Below are 18,665 nucleotides of genomic sequence, written 5' to 3'. Positions count from 1 at the left end.
ACGAGGTGTTGCCGATGAAGGACCTGACCGTTCGCCTGGACGCACTGGACCCGCAAGCCGGTGCGGCGCTGCGCGTCATCTCCTACTTCGACGACCTCCTCTCCCACGGTGCCGGGGTTCAGGCGATCGTCCGCGGCGCCGCCGTGCTCAGTGCCGGTGCCGCCGCACTGGTCGACAACGACCGCGGGATCCGCGTCCGGATCGATCGCACGGGACGCGGCGGCAGCCTCTCCGACGACGACCCCGACCCCGCGTGGCCCAGCGCGCCCGTGGGGCCGGGCAACGCCGTGCTCTGGCTGGAACGAGCAGGGCCGGCACGCCCCGTCGACGACATGATCGTGGAACGAGCTGCATCCGCGGCCGCGGCCGTCCTCGAGCGCGTATACGGCCGCGGCCCCAACAGTGGTCACGACCCCGCGTCCGTGGAGGTCCTCCTCGACCCCGCCGCGCCGGCGGGGGCCCGGTCGGCCGCCGCACGACGGCTCGGGCTCGACAAGCACTCCCGCGCCGTCGCGCTGGCCGGCGGCGACGCGCGCGTCGAGCCCGCGTCCGGCACGTCGTCGGCCGGGCACAGCCACGCGATACCCGACGGCGCCCGCGCCGGAATCGGGCCCGCCGTCCCGGTCGAGGAACTACCCGCTTCCTGGGAAGCCGCCCGGCTCGCACTGCGCCTGACCGCCGAGGGCACCCCCGCCGATCCCGGGCCCCGCATCGTCCACGCCGAGGACGCGGGCGGGCTCATCGTGCTCGCCCGCACCGTCGGCCCGGACACGCCCAAGATCGCCGACGTCATCGCCGTCGAAACGGCGAGCCAGACCGCGCCGTGGATGCTCACCACCCTCGACACGCTCGCCGGCGCCACCAGCCTGCGCGCCGCCGCCACGGCACTGCACGTGCACCACTCGACGTTGCAGGAACGCCTCACCCACGCCGAGCACCTGCTGGGCTGGTCCCTCGGCGACACCCCCGGCCGCTTCCGCCTCCACCTCGCCCTCACGCTCCGCCGGCTCCACCGCGCACCGCTCGACCCGACGGTGACGGGCGATCCGGCTTGACGCTAGGCAACGGGCCGATTCGCGAAATCTGAAGCGGAGCCTGCTCACCTCGCCGTGGGCAACCGGATCACGAGCGACTGCCCGGCCCGACGGCGGTCCGTACGGGCGGTGCCGCGGTGCACCTCCACAATGGACCGGCCCCACGGGACTCCCCTGGTTAGGGGAACACACGTTGCTCCGCAGTGTGTTACTTTGCTGCCGAGTGAATTGCGGTTCACTGCTGTCGAGGCGCGGCATCGACCAGGCGTCAGCCTGGCGATTGAGAGCGCTTACACAGCCCCCTAATTCATGATGACAACGAGGTCGGCATGACTTTTACCAAGAATCGGCGTTCACAACATCGGCGCCCGAGGCGACGCGCGGCCGTGCTCACCGGTAGCGTCCTGCTCGCGCTCGGCGCCGCCGTCCCGGCTGCTTCCGCGACGAGCACCCCCGCGACCGAGTGCAGGAACGTCGCCGTGCCCGTCACGGCGGCGGGACAGGCGTCGACCATCACGGGCACGCTGTGCACTCCGCCCGGCGCCACCACCGTCCAGCTGCTCGTGCACGGCTGGTCCTACGCCCGGTACTACTGGGACATGCCCTACGAGCAGGACACCTACTCGTACGTGCGGGCGGCGAACAAGCGCGGTTACGCCACCCTGGACATCGACCGCCTCGGTGACGGCCGGTCCACCCATCCCCTGAGCGCCTTCGACAACTTCTACGCCGACGTCAGCACCGTGCACCAGGTCATCACCGCGCTGCGCGGCGGTGATCTCGGCACCCCGTTCGGCAAGGTGATCGAGGTCGGCCACAGCCTCGGCGGCATCGTCACGATGACCGAAGCGGGCCTGTACAAGGACGTCGACGCCATCATGCCCACCGGGATCGCGCACTCGATCAACTACGTCAACGTCCTCACCAAGATCATCGCCGACGACTACCCGGCCGCGCTCGACCCCAAGTTCTCCTCCGCCGGCCTCGATCCCGCCTATCTCACCAGCTACCCCGGCACCCGCGGCGGGTTCTACCTCGACAACCCCTCGGCGACCGACGCGGGCGTCGTCGCCAAGGACGAACAGCTGAAGGAGACGGGCAACGTCGTCGAACTGGCGACCCTCGCGGGCTACAACGTGCTGAACGTCGACCGCACGCTGAACATCCCCGTCTACACCGTCGTCGGACAGCACGACCCGTTCATCTGCGGTCTCCTCGGCCCCAGCTGCACGAACTCCCAGACCCTCGCCGACTTCGAACGGCCCTTCTACGGCCCCCACGCGACCGTCGTCGCCGACGTGGTCCCGAACACCGCCCACGACCTGCAGCTGGAGAGGAGCGCTCCGCAGAGCAACGCGGACATGCTCGACTTCGCCGACAAGTACGTCGGAGCGGGCGATGCGCTGAAGAACACGGCGCCTGGTGCGGCCGCACCGGTGCCCGCGCCGCCGAACCCGGCGCCCAGCCCCGCCGCGGAAGCCGTCAACGCCACCGTGATGCAGGCTGTCGTGCCTGCCATCGCGCTACTGCAACAGGCGAGCAACGTGGTGCCGGGGCTCGGCGACAACCAGGACCCGATCCCGGGCATGGCGCAGGCCCTGTCCACCATCGGGAACCTGACCGACACTCTCGTGGGCACCTTCCCGGAAGGCGTCATCGCCGGGAGCTGAGCCGTGGTGCGGCCCCGTGCGGCGCACGGGGCCGCACCACCGCCCCCTTCCACGAGAACAGTGGTTCACGGGCTCGGGGTAGCATCGAGGCCGGCGAATTGGCGAGGGAGGTACCGGTGGCGGAGGCGCGGCGGCCTCGACGTGATCCTGAACGCAAGGCACGCATTCTGCGCGCGGCGGCCGAGCTGATCTCACGCAACGGCTACCACACCGTGGGCATGGCCGACATCGGCCGGGCGGCGGGCATCGTGGGCTCGGGCATCTACCGGCACTTCGACAGCAAGTCCGCGATCCTGGCGGAGCTGCTGGAGCAGGTGATGGATCGCCTCACCGCGGCGGCATCCTCGATCGTGGAGGACGCCGCCGACGATCGCGGTGCGGTCAGCGACCTGGTGCGCAACCACGTGCGGGTGGCCATCCACGACCGCCGCATTTTGCAGGTCTACCACCGTGAGGCGCGTAACCTCCCGGACAAGGACCTGCGCAAGCTGCGCCGTGCCCAGCGGCACTACATCGAGGACTGGGTCGCCGCCGTGGCGCCGTTGCGCCCGGGGCTGGCCGACGGCGAGGTGCGCGTGCTGGTCCACGCCGCGATCGGCAGCATCCAGTCGATCCTGTTCTTCAACTCGGGCCTTCCCGAGGCCGAGCTGGCCGAGCTGCTGGCAAGGGCCGCGCACGCCTGCCTCGGCGTCGACGCGGCCCCGTCGGTGTCCGTCGTCGCTTCGCCCGCGCAGTGCCAGGGCGAACAAGGAGCCTGAGCCGGTCCACTTGGTTCAGGCGCGGCTGCGGAACAGCTCCGCGTGCTGCCGGCGCAGTTTGTACTTGAGGATCTTGCCGCCGACGGTTTCGGGCAACGAATCGGTGATGACGACCGCCTTGGGTGTCTCGTAGCCGCCGAGCGCGGCACGGCAATGCGCGATGATCGCTTCTTCGTCGGCCTCGGCGCCGGGGCGCAGGACGACCACCGCGGTGACCGCCTCCCCCCAGTGTTCGTGCGGCAGACCGATCACCGCTGCCTTCTCGACGGCGGGATGGCGGTGCAGCACGGATTCCACGCGGAGACTGGAGACGTTCTCGCCACCGGACTTCACGATGTCCTTGAACCGGTCGACCATGACGCGCAGACCGTCCGCGTCCACGGAGGCACTGTCGCCCGAGTGGAACCAGCCACCCCGGAACGCTTCCCGCGTCGCGGCTTCGTTGAGGTAGTAGCCCGCCGTGACGACCGGGCTGCGGTAAACCGCTTCACCCGGCGTCTGCGGCTTGTCCCTCAAGGACTCCCCGGTCTCGTCGACCACGTCCGACGCCAGCAGCGGGCTCGGGACGCCCACATAGTTCACCGCGGGCGCGGTGCGCTCGTAGACCTCGGGCCACTTCGCGGGCCAGAACCGGTGGCACGCGATCGCCTCGGTCTGCCCGAAGATGCCCAGGGCGACCAGGCCCGGCGCTTTGCGTTGCAGCGTCTGGTAAACCTCCGGTTCGAGCGCGCCCCAGCCGTAGACGAGCACGGTCAGGCTCGACAGGTCCCGGCCCTCGGCTTCGGCTGCCGCGGTCAGTGCCGCGACGAACTGCGGCGAGCCCGCCCACAAGGCGGTCGGGCGTTCTTCGGCGACCGCGGCGGCGACATCCGCAGGCGCCGGCCGGCGGCCCAGCACGAGCGAGCCCCCGGCGAGGAAGGCGGAGAAGGTGAAGATCTGGTCGCCGACGTGGTAGATCATCGGCAGGAAGGTCATGACCTTGAGGTCGGTCTCCAGCCGGACACCGCGGGTCAGCGAGACGGTGAAGTTGAGCGCCGCGAAGTGGCTGGCGTAGTGCGAGGTCATGACGCCCTTGGGCATCGCGGTGGTCCCCGAGGTGTACAGCAGCTGCCAGATGTCGTCCCCGTGGATCTCGACCTCGGGTTCCGTGGTGGGCTGCCCGGCGAGGAACTCCCCGAAGGACGGGCTGCCCGCCACCGGCCCGCCGCCGATGGTGATCGTCGCGGCGACCGGCAGTCCTGTCGCCGCGAAAGCCTTTTCGGCGCGCGGCCACAGTTCGGCGTCCACGATCGCGGCGCCCGGCTCCGCCTGGCGCACCAGGTATTCCTGCACATCGGGGGCCAGCGAGGGATTGACCGGCATCGCGACCATCCCCGCCTTCGCGATGCCGATCTTGGCGAGGTACGCCTCGACCGAGTTCTCGCAGAACAAGATCACGCGCGCGCCAGGTTCGAGGCCGCGGGCGGCGAGCGCGTGCGCGAGCCGATTCGCGATCTCATCGGCCTGCCGGTAGGTCACCGAGGCGAACCGGTCCTCACCGTAGGCGCCGGGCCTGCCGGTGATCGCGACCTTGTCCGGGTAGCTCCACGTGAGCCGCTCGAACACGTCGCCGACCGACGTCCGCTCCCACCGGTTCACCGCGCGACGCCCGCGCAACGTCGTGACGTCGATCTTCCCGTTCAGGTCCACAACAGCCTCCTTGCCGCCCGCCTGATTGCCTGACAGCTTCCTCCGCGACGCGCCGCACCGCAAGAGCCGAGTAATCAATGGTTCACATGAGAATCGCTATTTGCTCGATTTCCACTGCCTTTGAGTGAATGGCTATCTACTAGCGCGCGTGGTTTCACTCCGAGGCAGGCGTGTGCGGCCCCGGCGAGCACCACGGCGAGCCGGTCGGAGTCCAGGCCCGAGTTGTGGAAGAGGATGGACTGGATGCTGCCGATCGCCGCATGCACCAGCACCCTGGCCTCGCCGTCGGTGAGCCCGGGCCGCAGCCGGGTCAGCGCGGCCACCCACTCCTCGACGTAGTGCCGCTGGGCGCGGCGCAACCGGCGCAGGTCTTCGGGCGGCAGACTACGGGCCTCCAGGTGGTAGACCTGCAGGATCCGGCGCTCGTGGATCGCGACGCCGACATGGTGGCGCACGAGTTCGCTGATCGCGACGGCGTCGTCGGGTGCCTTGCCCACGATCGTGCCCGCGGTGTCGCCCAGCAGGTCCATGACCCGGTGCAGCAGAGCGGCCAGTATCGCGGCCTTGCTCTCGAAATGCCGGTAGACCCCGGTACTCACGATGCCGGCCGCCGTACCGATGTCCGCCAGTCCCACCGCGTGATAGCCGTGTCGCGAGATCAACTCGGCCGACGCGGCCAGAATCCGCTCCTTGCGTGCCGGGTCACGGCGGCGCACTCGTGCCTCGTCCACGGCGATCAAGTCCGCAACAGGCTTTCCGGGATCTCGGCGAGCCTGCTGCGCAGATATTCGCCGAGGCCTTTGGCCTGCGGGTCGGGCCGGGTCGCCGACGCGACTCCGTCGCCGAGGATGCCCACGACGACGAAGTTGAGCGCGCGCAGGTTCGGCAGCTCGTACCGGTGGACCTCCAGCTCGGCGGTTTCGGGCAGCAGCTGTTTGAGCCGGTCGGTGGTGAGGTATTCCCGCAGCCACGCGTGTTCGGCGTCGGTCCGGGCCCAGACCCCGATGTTGGCGTTGCCGCCCTTGTCCCCCGAGCGCGCTCCGGCGACGGTGCCCAGCGGTACGCGGCGCGTCGGCCCGCCGGGTACCGCCGGGAGCTCCGGCGCGACCGGCTCGGGCGCGCGGGTATCCCCGCGGACATGCGGGACACTGTGGACAGTCCCGTCGGGCAGGGTGACCCGGTGCTCGACCTCGGCGGCGGGGACCAGGGTCGGCCAGTAGACGCCGAAAGCGCTTTCCGCCGACGGCGGAGTCGTGGTGTGAAAACCCGGGTAACCGCCGAGCGCGAGCTCCATCGTGGTGTTGGAAAAGGCGCGCCCCACCTTGCGCCGGTCCGGATCCTTGACCGTGACGCGCAGGTGCGCCGTGGCTTCGGCGTTCGTGGGGGCGTCGGGGTGGTCGAACCGCAGGAGCTGGGCGTCGAACTCGGCGAACCGGTCGCGGCCGCCGAGCAGGCCGGCCAGCTGCTCGATCGCCCACGCGGCCTTCTCCTCGATCCGCGTTCCGGTGAGCACGAGGGTCATCGTGTTGCGGTACCCGCCCTCGTAGTTGAGTGCCACCTTGAGCTGATCCGTCGGCGAGCTTCCGCGGGCGCCGCTGATGCGGACGCGGTGTTCACCCTCCTGCGCAAGGGAAAGCGTGTCGAAGTGCGCGACGGCGTCGGGGCCGAGGTAGGCGGGCGCGCCGATCTCGTACAGCAGCTGCGCGGTCACGGTTCCCACCGAGACGAGGCCGCCGGTGTTCTCGTGCTTGGTGATCACCGACGAGCCGTCGGCCGCCACTTCGGCGATGGGGAAACCGGGGTACCGGCGATCGGTGACCTCCTCGAAGAACGCGTAGTTCCCGCCGGTGGCCTGGGGACCGCATTCGATGACGTGCCCGGCCGCCATCGCGCCGGCGATCTTGTCGTGGATGTCGCGGTCCTGCGGGCGCCACCCGTGCCACCAGGCCGCCGGGCCCACGACCACGGAGGCGTCGGTGACCCGGCCGGTGACCACGATGTCGGCGTCGGCCCGCAAGGCCTCGGTGATGCCCCACGCGCCGAGATAGGCGTTCGCCGACACCGGCCGCACGCCGGCGTCCGCCAGCTTCACGCCCGTGTCCAGGTGCGCCAGCGGGTGTCCCGCGGCCTGCAACTCGTCCAGCCGGTCGACGAGGTCGTCCCCGTCGACGTGCGCGATGCGCGGGTGCAGGCCGAGCCGGCCGGCCAGCGTGTGCAGTTCGGTGGCGAGCCCGGCCGGGTTCAGGCCGCCCGCGTTGGACACGATCCGGATGCCGCGGTCCAGACACGTGCCCAGCACGTGCTCGGCCTGGGTCAGAAACGTCTTGGCATAGCCCGCCGACGGGTCCTTCTGCCTGGCCTTCCACAGGATCAGCATGGTGAGCTCGGCGAGGTAATCGCCGGTCAGCACGTCGATCGGACCGCCGTCGACCATCTCCCAGGCGGCGGAGATGCGGTCACCGTAGAACCCCGAGCAGTTGCCGATCCGCACGGCGCGGGTGGGGTGCGTCGTCATCGCGTTGCTCCTTGCCTGGTTGCGAATCCGGGGACGCGGCCGGTGCCGGGGGCCCCGGCGAAGGTCTGCGCGAGTGAGATCCACTCGGCCGCGACGGGACCCGTGATGGCGAGTGCGGTGTCGTCGGCGTGCCTGCGCTGGGTGACCGCGAGGCAGAAGTCCAGTGCCGGTCCGGTGACGCGGTCCGCCGCGTCCGCCGGGCCCCACTCCCATCGCGCGCCCGACGGTGCGTCGAGCTCGACGCGGATGGGCGCCGTCGGCGCCGGTTTTCCGTTGAGCACGAAGGAGAAACCGGTCGTCCGCACGCCGAGGTGGGCGATGTGCCGCAGCCGGTCGGTGGGCTCGCGGTCACGGCCCAGCGCGTCGGCGATGTCCTGACCGTGCGCCCAGGTCTCCATCAGCCGCGCGGTGACCGACGAGAGCGCGCTCATGTCCGGCCCGTACCACGGCAGTCGTGTCTTGGGCTCGAGCTCGCGGAACACGGCCACGAACTCGGCCCGCGCCCGCGCGAGCCACGCGCGTACCTCGTGCGCGGGCAGTGCCGAGTACTCGGCCGCGACCCGGTCGGGGAAATCCATTCCGGCCGCCATCAGTGCCGTCGAGTCACGCCGGAACACCTCGGGGTCGACGGCGGCCTGCGTCGCGGTCTCGTCGAAATAAGCCAGGTGCGTGAGCTGGTCCCGGATGCTCCACCCCTGCGCCGGGGTCGGCGCGGAGATCCCCGCGTCGTCGAGACCCGCCACCAGATTCTGGACGACCTCGGTCTCGGCGACGAGATCGTCGAGCACCGCGTGCATCGACCCGGCCATGTCAGCGCCCCTGCCAGACCGGTGCGCGCTTCTCCTTGAAGGCCAGCGGGCCTTCCTGCGCGTCCTCGGACAGGTAGACCGGTTCCCAGATCTCCTCGGCGCGGTCGTAGGCCTCCGCCCGCGAGTGGCTCGCGGACAGGTACGCGGTGCGCTTGGCGGCGAGCACCGACAGTGGCGCGTTGGCCGCGATGCGCTCGGCGAGCCGCTGCGTGCGCTGCCGCAGTTCCGGGCCCGGGACCACCTCGTTGACCAGCCCGTACTGCTGGGCTCGTGCCGCGCTGATCGGGTCACCGGTGAGCAGGATCTCCATCGCGACGCGCGGCGGCACGAGCCACGACAGCGGCGCCGCCCAGGGTGAGCCGCGGCCGATCTTCACCTCGGAGACCGCGAAGCGCGCGTGCTCGGCCGCGACGACGAGGTCGCATTGCTGGGCGAGCAAGAACCCGCCGCCGTAAGCGATCCCGTTCACCGCGGCGATCGTGGGCTTCGGGACGTCGATGTTGCGCCCCAGCTGCGGCAGGAAGTCCGGCGGCGGAACCCGCAGCGCGGTGGCGTTCATCTCCTTGAGATCCCCGCCGGCACAGAACGCCTTCTCCCCCTCGCCGGTCAGGACGAGCACCTTGGCCTCATCGTCGGCGTTGAACCGGCGCACTCCGTCGAACAGTCCTTTCCGGACGTCTTCGCTCAACGCGTTGCGCGCTTCGGGCCGGTCGATGGTCAACCAGGCGACGCCGCCCGTCACCTCGTAGCGCACGGTGCTCATCAGGCTTCCTCCTCGGCGATGACGGCGACGACCTCACCGGACTCGACCGTTTGTCCTACTTGGACAGACAGTGCGGCGACGATCCCGGGAACCGGCGCGCGCACGGAATGTTCCATCTTCATCGCCTCGAACACGACGATCACGGCTCCGGCATCGACCTGACGGCCCTGCTCGGCCACGACGCGCACCACGGTGCCCGGCATCGGTGCGAGCAGTGAGCCCGGCGCCACGTCGGTGCCCGGCTCGGGCAAGCGCGGCTGCTCGACGAACGTGGTACCGCCGAGCACGCTGTCGCAGTAGACGGTGTCCCCGACGGCGTGCACGTGCACGGTCCGCCGCACCCCGCCGACACGCAGATCCACGAGGTCGCTGCGCGCGGCGATGACCTCGACACCGGTGAGCGGTTCGTCGTTGACGTGCGCCCGCAGCCCGTCCCGGGTGAAGCGGTAGGTCAGGTAGATGTGGGCGTCACCGGCGCGGTATTCGGCCTGCTGCGGCGCGCTCGCGACGTTGCGCCACCCCGTGGGCACGGCTCGCTGCACGCGCGCCCCGGCGCGGCGCCCCGACTGCCCCGCGATCGCGGCGGCCAGCGCGTGCACCGACAGCGTGCGCTCGCCGGGCGTCCGGGCCAGCGTGGCGGGATCGTGCCGGGTGAGGTAGCCGGTGTCGGTCGCGCCGGCGCAGAACTCCGCCTCCCGCAGGATCGCCACGAGCAGGTCGCGGTTGGTCACCAGCCCGTGGATCTGCGCCTCCGCCAGCGCCCTCGCCAGCTTGCGCACGGCCGCGCCGCGTGTCCTGCCGTAGGCGATGACCTTGGCGAGCATCGGGTCGTAGTGGGTGCCGATGACCGAGCCGTCCCGCACGCCGGTGTCCACCCGCACCCCGGGCAATTCCGGGATGCGGAAGCGGTGCAGGGTTCCGCTGCCCGGCAGGTAGTCGGCGGCGGGATCTTCGGCGTAGAGCCGGGCCTCCACGGCGTGCCCGGTGATCCGGGCCTCCCGCACCTCGACCGGTAGCGGCTCACCTTCGGCCACCTGCAGCTGCAAGGCGACGAGGTCCAGGCCGGTGATCTCCTCGGTGACCGGGTGCTCGACCTGCAGGCGGGTGTTGACCTCCAGGAAGAAGAACTCACCGTTGGGTGCCATGACGAACTCGACGGTGCCCGCGCCGGTGTAGCCGATGGCGGCGCCCGCGGCGACGGCCGCTTCGCCGAGCTGCTCGCGCAAGGCGTCGTCCACGGCGGGCGACGGCGCTTCCTCGATGATCTTCTGGTAGCGGCGCTGGATGGAGCATTCGCGTTCGAAGAGGTGCACGACGGTGCCGTGGGTGTCGCCGAAGATCTGCACCTCGACGTGGCGCGGGTTCTCCACGTACCGCTCGAGGAACACGGTCCCGTTGCCGAACGCCGACGCCGCCTCGCGGCGGGCACCGGTCACGGCCTCGACGACCTCGCCGGCATCCCGGACGATCCGCATCCCGCGGCCGCCGCCGCCGAAGGCCGCCTTGACCAGCAACGGATATCCGATGTCGTCGGCCATCGCGGTGACCGCGTGTGCGTCGACCTCGTCGGCGTCGTCGATCGTGGCGCCGGGAAGAACGGGGACTCCGGCCTTGGCCATGAGCTCCTTCGCGGCGATCTTCGAGCCCATGGCCTCGATCGCCTCGACCGGCGGGCCCACGAAGACCAGTCCGGCCTCGGCACAGTCGCGGGCGAAGCCGGCGTTCTCGGACAGGAACCCGTAGCCGGGGTGGATCGCGTCGGCTCCGGTGGCGAGCGCGGCCTCGATGATCAGGTCGGCGCGCAGATAGGTCTCGGCCGAGGTGGCGCCGGGCAGGAGCACGGCTTCGTCGGCCGCCGCGACGAACAGCGCGTCCGCGTCGGGATCGGAATGCACCGCGACCGTCGCGATGTCCAGCGCCCGCGCGGAGCGGATGACCCGTTCGGCGATCTCGCCGCGGTTGGCGACCAGCAGCTTCCGGATCGGGCGACGGTCCACAGTGGTCTGTGTGGTCATGTCAGGTGGTCCTCACATCCGGAAGACGCCGTAGCCACGCTGGCCGGCGACGATGTTGGAGTGCGCGGCGGACAAGGCGATGCCGAGCACGGTGCGGGTGTCGCGCGGGTCGATGAGCCCGTCGTCGTACAGGCGCGCGGTGACGAAGAAGGCGTGCGACTCCTTGTCGATCTGCTGCTCGATCGCCGCGCGGTTGCGCTCGTCGGCCTCGGCGTCGAACTCGCGCCCGGAGCCCGCCGCCGACTGCTTGGCCACGATCGACATCACGCCCGCCAGCTGCGCGGCGCCCATCACCGCGAGCCGCGACCCGGCCCAGGCAAACATCAGCCGCGGGTCGTAGGCCCGCCCCGACATGCCGTAGTTGCCGGCACCGAACGAGGCGGCCAGGTTGACCGTGATGTGCGGGACCTTGCTGTTGGCGACGGAGTTGATCATCTTGGAACCGTCCTTGATGATCCCGCCCTGCTCGTAGTCCTTGCCGACCATGTAGCCCGTGGTGTTCTGCAGGAACAGCAGCGGGGTGTCGGTCTGGTTGGCGAGCTGGATGAACTCGCTGGCCTTCTTGGCCTCCTCGCTGAACAACACGCCGCGAGCGTTGGCGAGTATGCCCACCGGATAGCCGTGCACCGAGGCCCAGCCGGTCACCAGGCTGGTGCCCCACAACGGTTTGTACTCGCCGAAACGGGACCCGTCGACCACGCGGGCGATCACCTCGCGCGGGTCGAACGGCACCTTGATGTCCGAGGGCGCGATGCCCAGCAGCTCGTCCGGGTCGTAGCGGGGCTCGTCGGCCGGAAGCGTCGGCCCCGGGCCGAGCTTGTGCCAGTTGAGCTCCGAGACGATCTGCCGCCCGATGCGGATGCAGTCGCGCTCGTCGACGGCGAAGTGGTCGCACAGCCCGGAAATCCTGGCGTGCATGGACGCGCCGCCCAGCTCCTCGTCGTCGGCTTCCTCGCCGGTCGCCATCTTCACCAGCGGCGGGCCGCCCAGGAACACCTTCGCCTGCCGCTCGACCATCACCGCGTAGTCGCACATGCCCGGGACGTACGCGCCGCCGGCCGTGGAGTTGCCGAACACGAGCGCGATCGTGGGGATCGCCATCGAGGACAGTTCGGTGAGGTCGTGGAAGATCTTGCCCGCGTGCACGAACAGCTCCGACTGCGTCGGCAGGTCGGCGCCGCCGGACTCGACGAGGTTGATCACCGGCAGCCGGTTGACGCGCGCGATCTCCAAGGCGCGCAACGTCTTCTTCAGCGAGTACGGGTTCATCGCGCCGCCGCGGACGGTCGGATCGTGCGCGATGAGCACGCACTCGACACCGGACACGACGCCGATGCCGGTCACGACCGAGGCGCCGACCGGGAACTGGGTGCCCCACGCGGCCAGCGTCGACAGCTCGAGAAACGACGCGTCCCGGTCGAGCAGCAGCTCGATCCGCTCCCGCACGAGCAGACGCCCGCGGTCGCGGTGCCGTTGCTGGTACCGCGGCCCGCCGCCGGCGATGGCGGCCTGGATCTGTTCGTCGAGCTCGGCCAGCACCTGCTTCTGGTGCCGGTAGTTGGTCTGGAATGTCTCGTCCGCCGTACTCAGCGCGGAGCGCAGGACAGTCGTCATGACGCGATGGTCCGTTCTTCCGGAATCAGTAGGAGCGCGGCAGCCCGAGGCTGTGCTGGGCGACGAAGTTGAGCACCATCTCTCGGCTCACCGGGGCGATCCGCAACAGCCGCGAGATCCCCCAGTAGGGCAGCAGGCCGTACTCCGTTGCCAGGCCGTTGCCGCCGTGCGCCTGGATGGCCGCCTCGACCGCCGCACCGGCCGCTTCCGCCGCGGCGTACTTGGCCACATTGGACGCTTCGCCCGCGGGCAGGTCGGCATCGTGCAGCCACGCCGCCTTCGCCGTCATCAACGCGGCGAGGTCGGCCTCGATCTTGGCCTTCGCCAGCGGGTGCGCCACGCCCTGGTGGGCACCGATCGGGGTATCCCATACCGATCGGGTGGACGCGTAGTCCGCGGCCTGCGCCAGCACGTGCCGGGCGACGCCGACGCACACCGCGGCGCCGGTGATGCGCTCCGGGTTGAGGCCGTGGAAGACCTGCTGGAACCCGTTGCCCTCCTCGCCCACGAGCGCGCTCGCCGGCACCCGCAGATCGTCGAAGTGCAGGACGAACTGCTTCTCCGGCAGCTTGGCCGAGACCGGCAACGGCGTGGCCACCAGGCCGGGGGTGCCGGTGGGCACGATGAACAGCGACAGGCGCCCGCGCCCGGTGGCTTCGTCGCGGCCGGAGCGGGTGACCAGCAGGATGGCCTCGGCCTCGTCGACCCCGGAGATGTAGTGCTTCGTGCCGTTGATCACGAAGTCACCACCATCCCGTTCGGCCACCGTGGAGAGCCGGTGGGTGTTCGAGCCCGCATCCGGCTCGGTGATGCCGAAGACCACCTTCGACTCGCCGGAGGCCATGCGCGGCAGCCAGTAGCGCTTCTGCTCCTCGGTGCCGAAGTCGGAGATCATCTCCCCCGAGATCGCCGCCGACACCAGCAGCAACAGCAGCGGACAACCGGCCGCGGCGGTCTCCTCGCACACCATCGCCAGCTCGGCCAGCCCCGCGCCGCCTCCGCCGTAGGCCTCCGGCAGGTTGATCCCCAGGAAACCGTTGCGGCCCAGCTCCGCCCACAGTTCCGAGGTCGGCTCACCGGCCTCGGCCCGCGGGACGTAGTACTCCGGCCCGAACTTGGCGGCGATGGCCCGCACCGTGTCCCGGAGGTCCCTGTGCTCCGACGACTCCCGAAAGTCCACATCGACTCCTTCACCGGCCGACATCGCCGGACTCGACTCTTAGTGCATCATGATTCACTAAGAGCCAGATGGCAAGGGTGTCGCCCGAGAAAATGCCCGCCTATGGCGGAAGAATCGCCGAACCGCGCCTTGCGCTTCCATGAGGTATGTGAATCGCGGATAACTCAGGCGGTCCAAGTGGTCGACCTTGCTCGAGGCTTCGCCGTGGATTCCCTTCCCGCCGGTGGTGTGTAACCGGGCGGAAAGGTGCGACGATGGAGGTCATGAGCAGGCGCTCGGGGCGCGGTGACCAGCGGGACTGGGACGCGTTGACACGGGACGACGCCGCGGCCCAGCGTGATGCCAAGGCCACGGTCCGGGACGACACCGCGTGTGACCGGGACCAGATCGCCCGGGCTCGCGGGGCCGACACGTCCTCGGACTACCTGGCGGTGCGCGGCGCGATCGCGCGGGCGGAACAGCGTGACGATGCCGCGGCCCGGCGCGACGAGGCCGCCGCCCGGCGGGAGCGGGCCGCGGAGGCGGACGGGCTGGGCGCCAAGGAGCTCGCCGAACTGTGGGACCGCGCGCGAGCCGACCGTTCGGCCGCGGCCGCCGACCGGGTGCAAGCGCGCGCTGAGCGCCGGGAACTGTGGGAGGTCATCAACCGCATCGCCGATCAGTGGCGGTCGGAGTCGCGGGATCGTGCCGCGGCCGCGACCGATCGTGACGCGGCACGGCGGGATCGTGACCGCGCGCGCGAGGACCGGATGGCGGCGTGGGCCGATCGTGAGCAGAGTGCGCTGGATCGCGCCGCGGAGGCCCGTCCCGGGGAGCCATTCTGACCAGCGCGTCGGATTCTCTGACCCCCGAGGTCGCGGAAACCGAGGTTCCGGTCCAGCGGTGGATCGCCCTGCGCGCCGGGCTGTTGCGTGCCGCCGCCGCCCATGGCGACCGGATGGCCGAGGACGTGCTCCGTTTTGCCGGGGTGCCCGCCGACCGTCTCGACGGCGATGCGGCGAAGCTGGCCATCGCCCGGGATCACTGGTACGCGGACTGGGCGGACGCGCTGGCCCACGGCAACGAGCCGGTCGACACACGGTTCGAGGCCGCCGCGGACGCCGTTCACGCGGGAGACCTCGGCACGCTGCGCCGGCTGCTCGACGCGCACCCCGCGCTGATCACGGCCCCCTCGCCTTTCCCGCACCGGCAGACGTTGCTGCACTACGTGGCGGCCAACGGTGTCGAGGTCGAACGGCAGCAGCGGTCGCCGGCCAACGCCGTCGAGGTCCTGCGGCTGCTGCTCGCGCGAGGCGCGGACCCGGATGCCACCTGCGCCAGCTACGGAGGCGGCATGACGACGTTGTGCCTGCTGGTCTCCTCCGCGGGCCCGGCGGCCGCCGGGGTGGACGCGGCGCTGGTCGAGGAACTCTGCCGCGGTGGCGCCGGCCCGGACGGGATCGACGAGGACGGCCGGCCACTGTGGACCGCCATCACGTCCGGGCACACGGCCGCCGCCGAAGCACTCGCCCGATCCGGCGCCCGCGTCGACAACCTGTGCTTCGCCGCGGCTCTGGGCGAACTCGACCAGGTCCGGCGCTACATCGAGGACGGCATCACGCCGCCGGAACGGATGGGCGCCCGGGGCCCGCGGCTGGCCCCGCAACGGGCCGTCGAGTACGCGCTGATCTGGGCGGCCGCACACGACCGCCGCGCGGTCGCCCGGTTCCTGCTCGGCAAGAATCCCGATCTCCGGTTCACCGAACCACTGTTCGGCGCCACCGCCCTCGGCGCCGCGCGCTACCACGGCAATCGGGAGATGGCCGCCCTGCTCGAAGCGCACACCGGCAGGCTGAGGTTTACGCACCCGGCCCGGAATACAGTTCCCCGGCCGAGGGCGCCGCGACCGCCACCTGCTGATCCCAGCCGCTGAAATCGAACCCGCCGGTGTCGTCGGCCATCCGGACCAGATAGTGCGGAGCCGCCGTCGTGACATCCGCGGTGGAACCATCGGACTGGCGGAACACCAGCACCGGCACACCATTCACGGTGTCGCTGCCCGCGGCCGTCAGCGACGCCGTCCGGATCTGGCCCGCCGTGTTCGCGACGAACTCGTCATAGCTGAGGAACGATTTGCTCCCCTCCACCAGATCCGCGCCCAGCTTCGACTGCGAGGACACCCACTTGTCCCGCATCAACGGTCCGGGCATCGTCTTCGGCGACAAACCCGCCATCGTGATCACGCCATCGGTCATCTGCGCGTAGTACACCGAACCCACCCGCCGCACCGGGATCGTGGTGTCCCCTTGGATGATCGTGCCGGCGGCGCTGTCCTTGTTCAGCTGCACGTCGATCTTCATCGTGGTCGATCCGTCCTTGACCGTCCCGCGCACATGCACCGCCGACGCGCCATGCGCGGCCGCCATCACCGCCGCCCCAACCTGGTCCGCGGTCAACGCCGCGGCCGCGGCGCTCGCCGGGGCCTGGCCCGCCGCCGGCGAACCGCCACAGGCCGCGCATCCGACTCCCACCGCGACCGCGGCAACAAACACACCACATCTACGCGCAAACATGAAAACTCCCATCAAGGACGACGAAAAGCGAGAAACGCTACCAAGACGGGAGGAAGTTCGACGGGCACGGGACCCGCGTTCAAGCGACCGAAGACGTTCGGCTATAAGGCAAATTCCAAGTCCGCGCCACGATCACCTGAAGTCACAACGCCGTTTCCGGAACCGGGGTCGGCGCGAATTACGCAGTCAACGCGAGAACAGCAACCGGCCCTCCGTCCGATCGCTCCTAGAGCAGGTCGAGTGCGGCGGCGACGACCGCGTCGGTGTCGATGCCGTGGTAGTGGTAGATGCTGTCGAGGTCGCCGGACTGGCCGAAGCGGGTCACGCCGAGGTGTGTGGCGCGCACCTGGTTGATCCCGGCGAGGAAGGCCAGCGTGTGCGGGTGCCCGTCGAGCAGGGTGACCAGCGGCGCGGCGCGCCGGGCCGGGAACGCGGCCTCCAGCACCCACGTCTGGGCCGGGCCGTGGCCCGCGCGGGCCTGGACGGCCTGGAACAGCAAGCCGGGGCTGGTCACGACGACGACGTCGACCGCGGTGCCCAGTGACTCCAGCCGGTCGGCGGCGGCGAGCGCTTCGGGCACCATCGCGCCCATCGCGGCGATCGTCACCGCCGGATCTCCCGCCGACCGGCGCAGCGGATACGCGCCCGCGACGACCTGCTTGCGGCGCCGCTCCCGCGCGGCCGGGTCGGCGGGCACCCCGGCCAGAACCTGGTCCACCGGCCGGGTCGAGAGCCGCAGATAGGCGCTGGTCCCGTCCGGGCGGCCCAGCCGGGCCAGCGACGCCAGCAGGGTCCACTCGACATCGATCGCGAACGCCGGCTCGTAGGTGATACAGCCCGGCTGCTCCAGCCCCACCGACGGGGTGGTGATCGACTGATGCGCCCCACCCTCCGGCGCCAGCGACACCCCGGACGGCGTACCCACCAAAATGGACTGTCCACCCGCGTAGATCCCGAACGACCACGGTTCCAGCGCACGCTCCACGAACGGGTCGTAGAGCACCCCGATCGGCAGCAACGGCTGCCCCCACCTGCTCCACGTGGCACCCAGCTCACCCAGCGCCCCGACCAGGTTGCCCTCGGCGATCCCCAGCTCGATGTGCTGCCCGTTCGGTTTTTCCCGCCAGTGCAGGATCGTCTCCGGATCGTCGTCGAACCAGTCCCGGCGCTCGTCCGGCGACCACACGCCGACCTTGTTCACCCACCCACCAAGATTCGTCGAGCTGGACACGTCCGGGCACAGTGTGACCACCCGCCGCGCCACCTCCGGCGCCTCCCGCGTCAGATCGAGCAACGCCCGGCCCAGCGCCGCCTGCGTCGTCGCCCTACCCGACGGGGTACGGCCGATGTCCACCGGCAACGGCGGCACCACCGCGGGCGCCACCGCCTCCCGGCGCAGGCGCTCCGCCGTGGCCGCACACAACCTGCCCGCCGGGGTATCCGCGCCGAACCGCTGCCACGGCGCCTCCACCGACATGCCACAACGCGCCGCCAGCTCGGCGAACTGGCCGGCGGTCAGCAGCGACGAATGGTTCTGCGGATGCCCCTCACTGGCCAGCCCGAAACCCTTCACGGTATAGGCGAAAATCACCGTGGGGCGGGTGTCGTCGATCCGCGCGAACGCATCACCCACCGCCCGCAGGTCGTGCCCGCCGAGATTACGCATCGCCGCATACAGACTGTCATCATCTACAGTGGACACCAGCCGGGCCAGCTCCGGCGAGTCCGGCAACCGCTCCCGCAACTGCGCCGGCGTACAGCGCAGCAACCGCTGATACTCCGGATTGGACATCTCATCGATCCGCCGCCGCAGCGCGTCCCCGCCCGGCCGGGCGAACAACTCCTCCAGCAACCGCCCGTACTTCACCGTCAGCACCTGCCAGCCCGCCGCACCGAACATCCCCGCCAGCCGCGGCGCCCCGATGTTCGGCACCACCCGATCCAGGCTCTGCCGGTTCAAATCAACAATCCACACCACCTCCCCCAGCTCGGCGACCATCGGATCCATGATCGCCTCCCACACCGCCCCCTCATCCAACTCCGCATCCCCCACCAGCGAGTACTGC

The 18,665-nt window shown here is 70.6% G+C and carries 15 protein-coding genes; 5 read left to right on the top strand and 10 right to left on the bottom strand.

Annotated elements, in window-relative coordinates; all coding sequences use genetic code 11:
• Positions 1 to 14: 14 nt before the first annotated feature.
• The 3 genes from HFP15_RS21470 to HFP15_RS21460 all read left to right on the top strand — a co-directional run bounded on the left by HFP15_RS21470 (position 15) and on the right by HFP15_RS21460 (position 3,462).
• Entirely contained in the window at positions 15 to 1,055 is a 1,041-nt protein-coding gene (locus tag HFP15_RS21470; RefSeq protein WP_168518440.1) for a PucR family transcriptional regulator, read from the top strand.
• A 365-nt stretch (positions 1,056 to 1,420) separates the two neighbouring features.
• Positions 1,421 to 2,704, top strand: coding sequence for an alpha/beta hydrolase (locus HFP15_RS21465; protein ID WP_168518438.1), 1,284 nt, complete (start codon positions 1,421 to 1,423; stop codon positions 2,702 to 2,704).
• A 116-nt stretch (positions 2,705 to 2,820) separates the two neighbouring features.
• Entirely contained in the window at positions 2,821 to 3,462 is a 642-nt protein-coding gene (locus HFP15_RS21460) for a TetR/AcrR family transcriptional regulator (RefSeq protein WP_168518436.1), read from the top strand.
• A gap of 15 nt (positions 3,463 to 3,477) precedes the next feature.
• On the opposite strand, the gene HFP15_RS21455 is transcribed toward HFP15_RS21460, so the two are convergent.
• The 8 genes from HFP15_RS21455 to HFP15_RS21420 form a co-directional block, all read right to left on the bottom strand.
• Positions 3,478 to 5,151: an AMP-binding protein gene (locus HFP15_RS21455; RefSeq protein WP_168518434.1), complete on the bottom strand. Its 1,674-nt coding sequence runs from the start codon at positions 5,149 to 5,151 to the stop codon at positions 3,478 to 3,480.
• A gap of 74 nt (positions 5,152 to 5,225) precedes the next feature.
• Positions 5,226 to 5,882, bottom strand: a complete 657-nt coding sequence (locus HFP15_RS21450; protein WP_168518431.1) for a TetR/AcrR family transcriptional regulator — start codon at positions 5,880 to 5,882, stop codon at positions 5,226 to 5,228.
• Between the two features lie 5 nt (positions 5,883 to 5,887).
• Positions 5,888 to 7,666 carry an acyclic terpene utilization AtuA family protein gene (locus HFP15_RS21445; RefSeq protein WP_168518429.1) on the bottom strand — a complete coding sequence of 593 codons (1,779 nt, stop codon included), beginning with the start codon at positions 7,664 to 7,666 and terminating at the stop codon, positions 5,888 to 5,890.
• Positions 7,663 to 8,475: a TIGR03084 family metal-binding protein gene (locus HFP15_RS21440; protein ID WP_168518428.1), complete on the bottom strand. Its 813-nt coding sequence runs from the start codon at positions 8,473 to 8,475 to the stop codon at positions 7,663 to 7,665. Before HFP15_RS21440 ends, HFP15_RS21445 begins: the two co-directional genes overlap by 4 nt.
• A gap of 1 nt (position 8,476) precedes the next feature.
• Complete coding sequence (locus HFP15_RS21435) at positions 8,477 to 9,238, bottom strand: enoyl-CoA hydratase/isomerase family protein (protein ID WP_168518426.1); 762 nt, start codon at positions 9,236 to 9,238, stop codon at positions 8,477 to 8,479.
• Positions 9,238 to 11,253, bottom strand: a complete 2,016-nt coding sequence (locus tag HFP15_RS21430; RefSeq protein ID WP_168518424.1) for an acetyl/propionyl/methylcrotonyl-CoA carboxylase subunit alpha — start codon at positions 11,251 to 11,253, stop codon at positions 9,238 to 9,240. Before HFP15_RS21430 ends, HFP15_RS21435 begins: the two co-directional genes overlap by 1 nt.
• A 12-nt stretch (positions 11,254 to 11,265) precedes the next feature.
• On the bottom strand, positions 11,266 to 12,867 hold the full coding sequence (locus HFP15_RS21425; RefSeq protein WP_168518422.1) for an acyl-CoA carboxylase subunit beta: 1,602 nt from the start codon (positions 12,865 to 12,867) through the stop codon (positions 11,266 to 11,268).
• Between the two features lie 25 nt (positions 12,868 to 12,892).
• Positions 12,893 to 14,047, bottom strand: coding sequence for an acyl-CoA dehydrogenase family protein (locus HFP15_RS21420; protein ID WP_168518420.1), 1,155 nt, complete (start codon positions 14,045 to 14,047; stop codon positions 12,893 to 12,895).
• A gap of 263 nt (positions 14,048 to 14,310) precedes the next feature.
• On the opposite strand from HFP15_RS21420, the gene HFP15_RS21415 reads away from it, so the two are divergent.
• Positions 14,311 to 14,871, top strand: a complete 561-nt coding sequence (locus tag HFP15_RS21415) for a hypothetical protein (protein WP_168518418.1) — start codon at positions 14,311 to 14,313, stop codon at positions 14,869 to 14,871.
• A gap of 113 nt (positions 14,872 to 14,984) precedes the next feature.
• Positions 14,985 to 15,959 carry an ankyrin repeat domain-containing protein gene (locus tag HFP15_RS21410; RefSeq protein ID WP_168518416.1) on the top strand — a complete coding sequence of 325 codons (975 nt, stop codon included), beginning with the start codon at positions 14,985 to 14,987 and terminating at the stop codon, positions 15,957 to 15,959.
• On the opposite strand, the gene HFP15_RS21405 is transcribed toward HFP15_RS21410, so the two are convergent.
• On the bottom strand, positions 15,886 to 16,611 hold the full coding sequence (locus tag HFP15_RS21405; RefSeq protein ID WP_168518414.1) for a hypothetical protein: 726 nt from the start codon (positions 16,609 to 16,611) through the stop codon (positions 15,886 to 15,888). The genes HFP15_RS21410 and HFP15_RS21405 overlap by 74 nt on opposite strands.
• 214 nt (positions 16,612 to 16,825) lie before the next feature.
• On the bottom strand, positions 16,826 to 18,665 hold a 1,840-nt coding region (locus HFP15_RS21400; RefSeq protein WP_168518412.1), incomplete at its 5' end, for a transketolase-like TK C-terminal-containing protein.

The organism is Amycolatopsis acididurans (assembly GCF_012328925.1).
GTDB classification, from domain to species: Bacteria; Actinomycetota; Actinomycetes; order Mycobacteriales; family Pseudonocardiaceae; genus Amycolatopsis_E; species Amycolatopsis_E acididurans.
Note: the sequence above shows the minus strand (reverse complement) of the source record. Positions and strands in the feature narration are given on the sequence as shown.

Excerpts from the sequence above, each read along its gene's own strand:
- HFP15_RS21470 (WP_168518440.1), top strand. The coding sequence starts at position 15 with ATGAAGGACCTGACCGTTCGCCTGGACGCACTGGACCCGCAAGCCGGT.
- HFP15_RS21445 (WP_168518429.1), bottom strand. The coding sequence starts at position 7,666 with ATGACGACGCACCCCACCCGCGCCGTGCGGATCGGCAACTGCTCGGGG.
- HFP15_RS21440 (WP_168518428.1), bottom strand. The coding sequence starts at position 8,475 with ATGGCCGGGTCGATGCACGCGGTGCTCGACGATCTCGTCGCCGAGACC.
- HFP15_RS21435 (WP_168518426.1), bottom strand. The coding sequence starts at position 9,238 with ATGAGCACCGTGCGCTACGAGGTGACGGGCGGCGTCGCCTGGTTGACC.
- HFP15_RS21430 (WP_168518424.1), bottom strand. The coding sequence starts at position 11,253 with ATGACCACACAGACCACTGTGGACCGTCGCCCGATCCGGAAGCTGCTG.
- HFP15_RS21425 (WP_168518422.1), bottom strand. The coding sequence starts at position 12,867 with ATGACGACTGTCCTGCGCTCCGCGCTGAGTACGGCGGACGAGACATTC.
- HFP15_RS21415 (WP_168518418.1), top strand. The coding sequence starts at position 14,311 with ATGAGCAGGCGCTCGGGGCGCGGTGACCAGCGGGACTGGGACGCGTTG.
- HFP15_RS21410 (WP_168518416.1), top strand. The coding sequence starts at position 14,985 with ATGGCCGAGGACGTGCTCCGTTTTGCCGGGGTGCCCGCCGACCGTCTC.
- HFP15_RS21405 (WP_168518414.1), bottom strand. The coding sequence starts at position 16,611 with ATGGGAGTTTTCATGTTTGCGCGTAGATGTGGTGTGTTTGTTGCCGCG.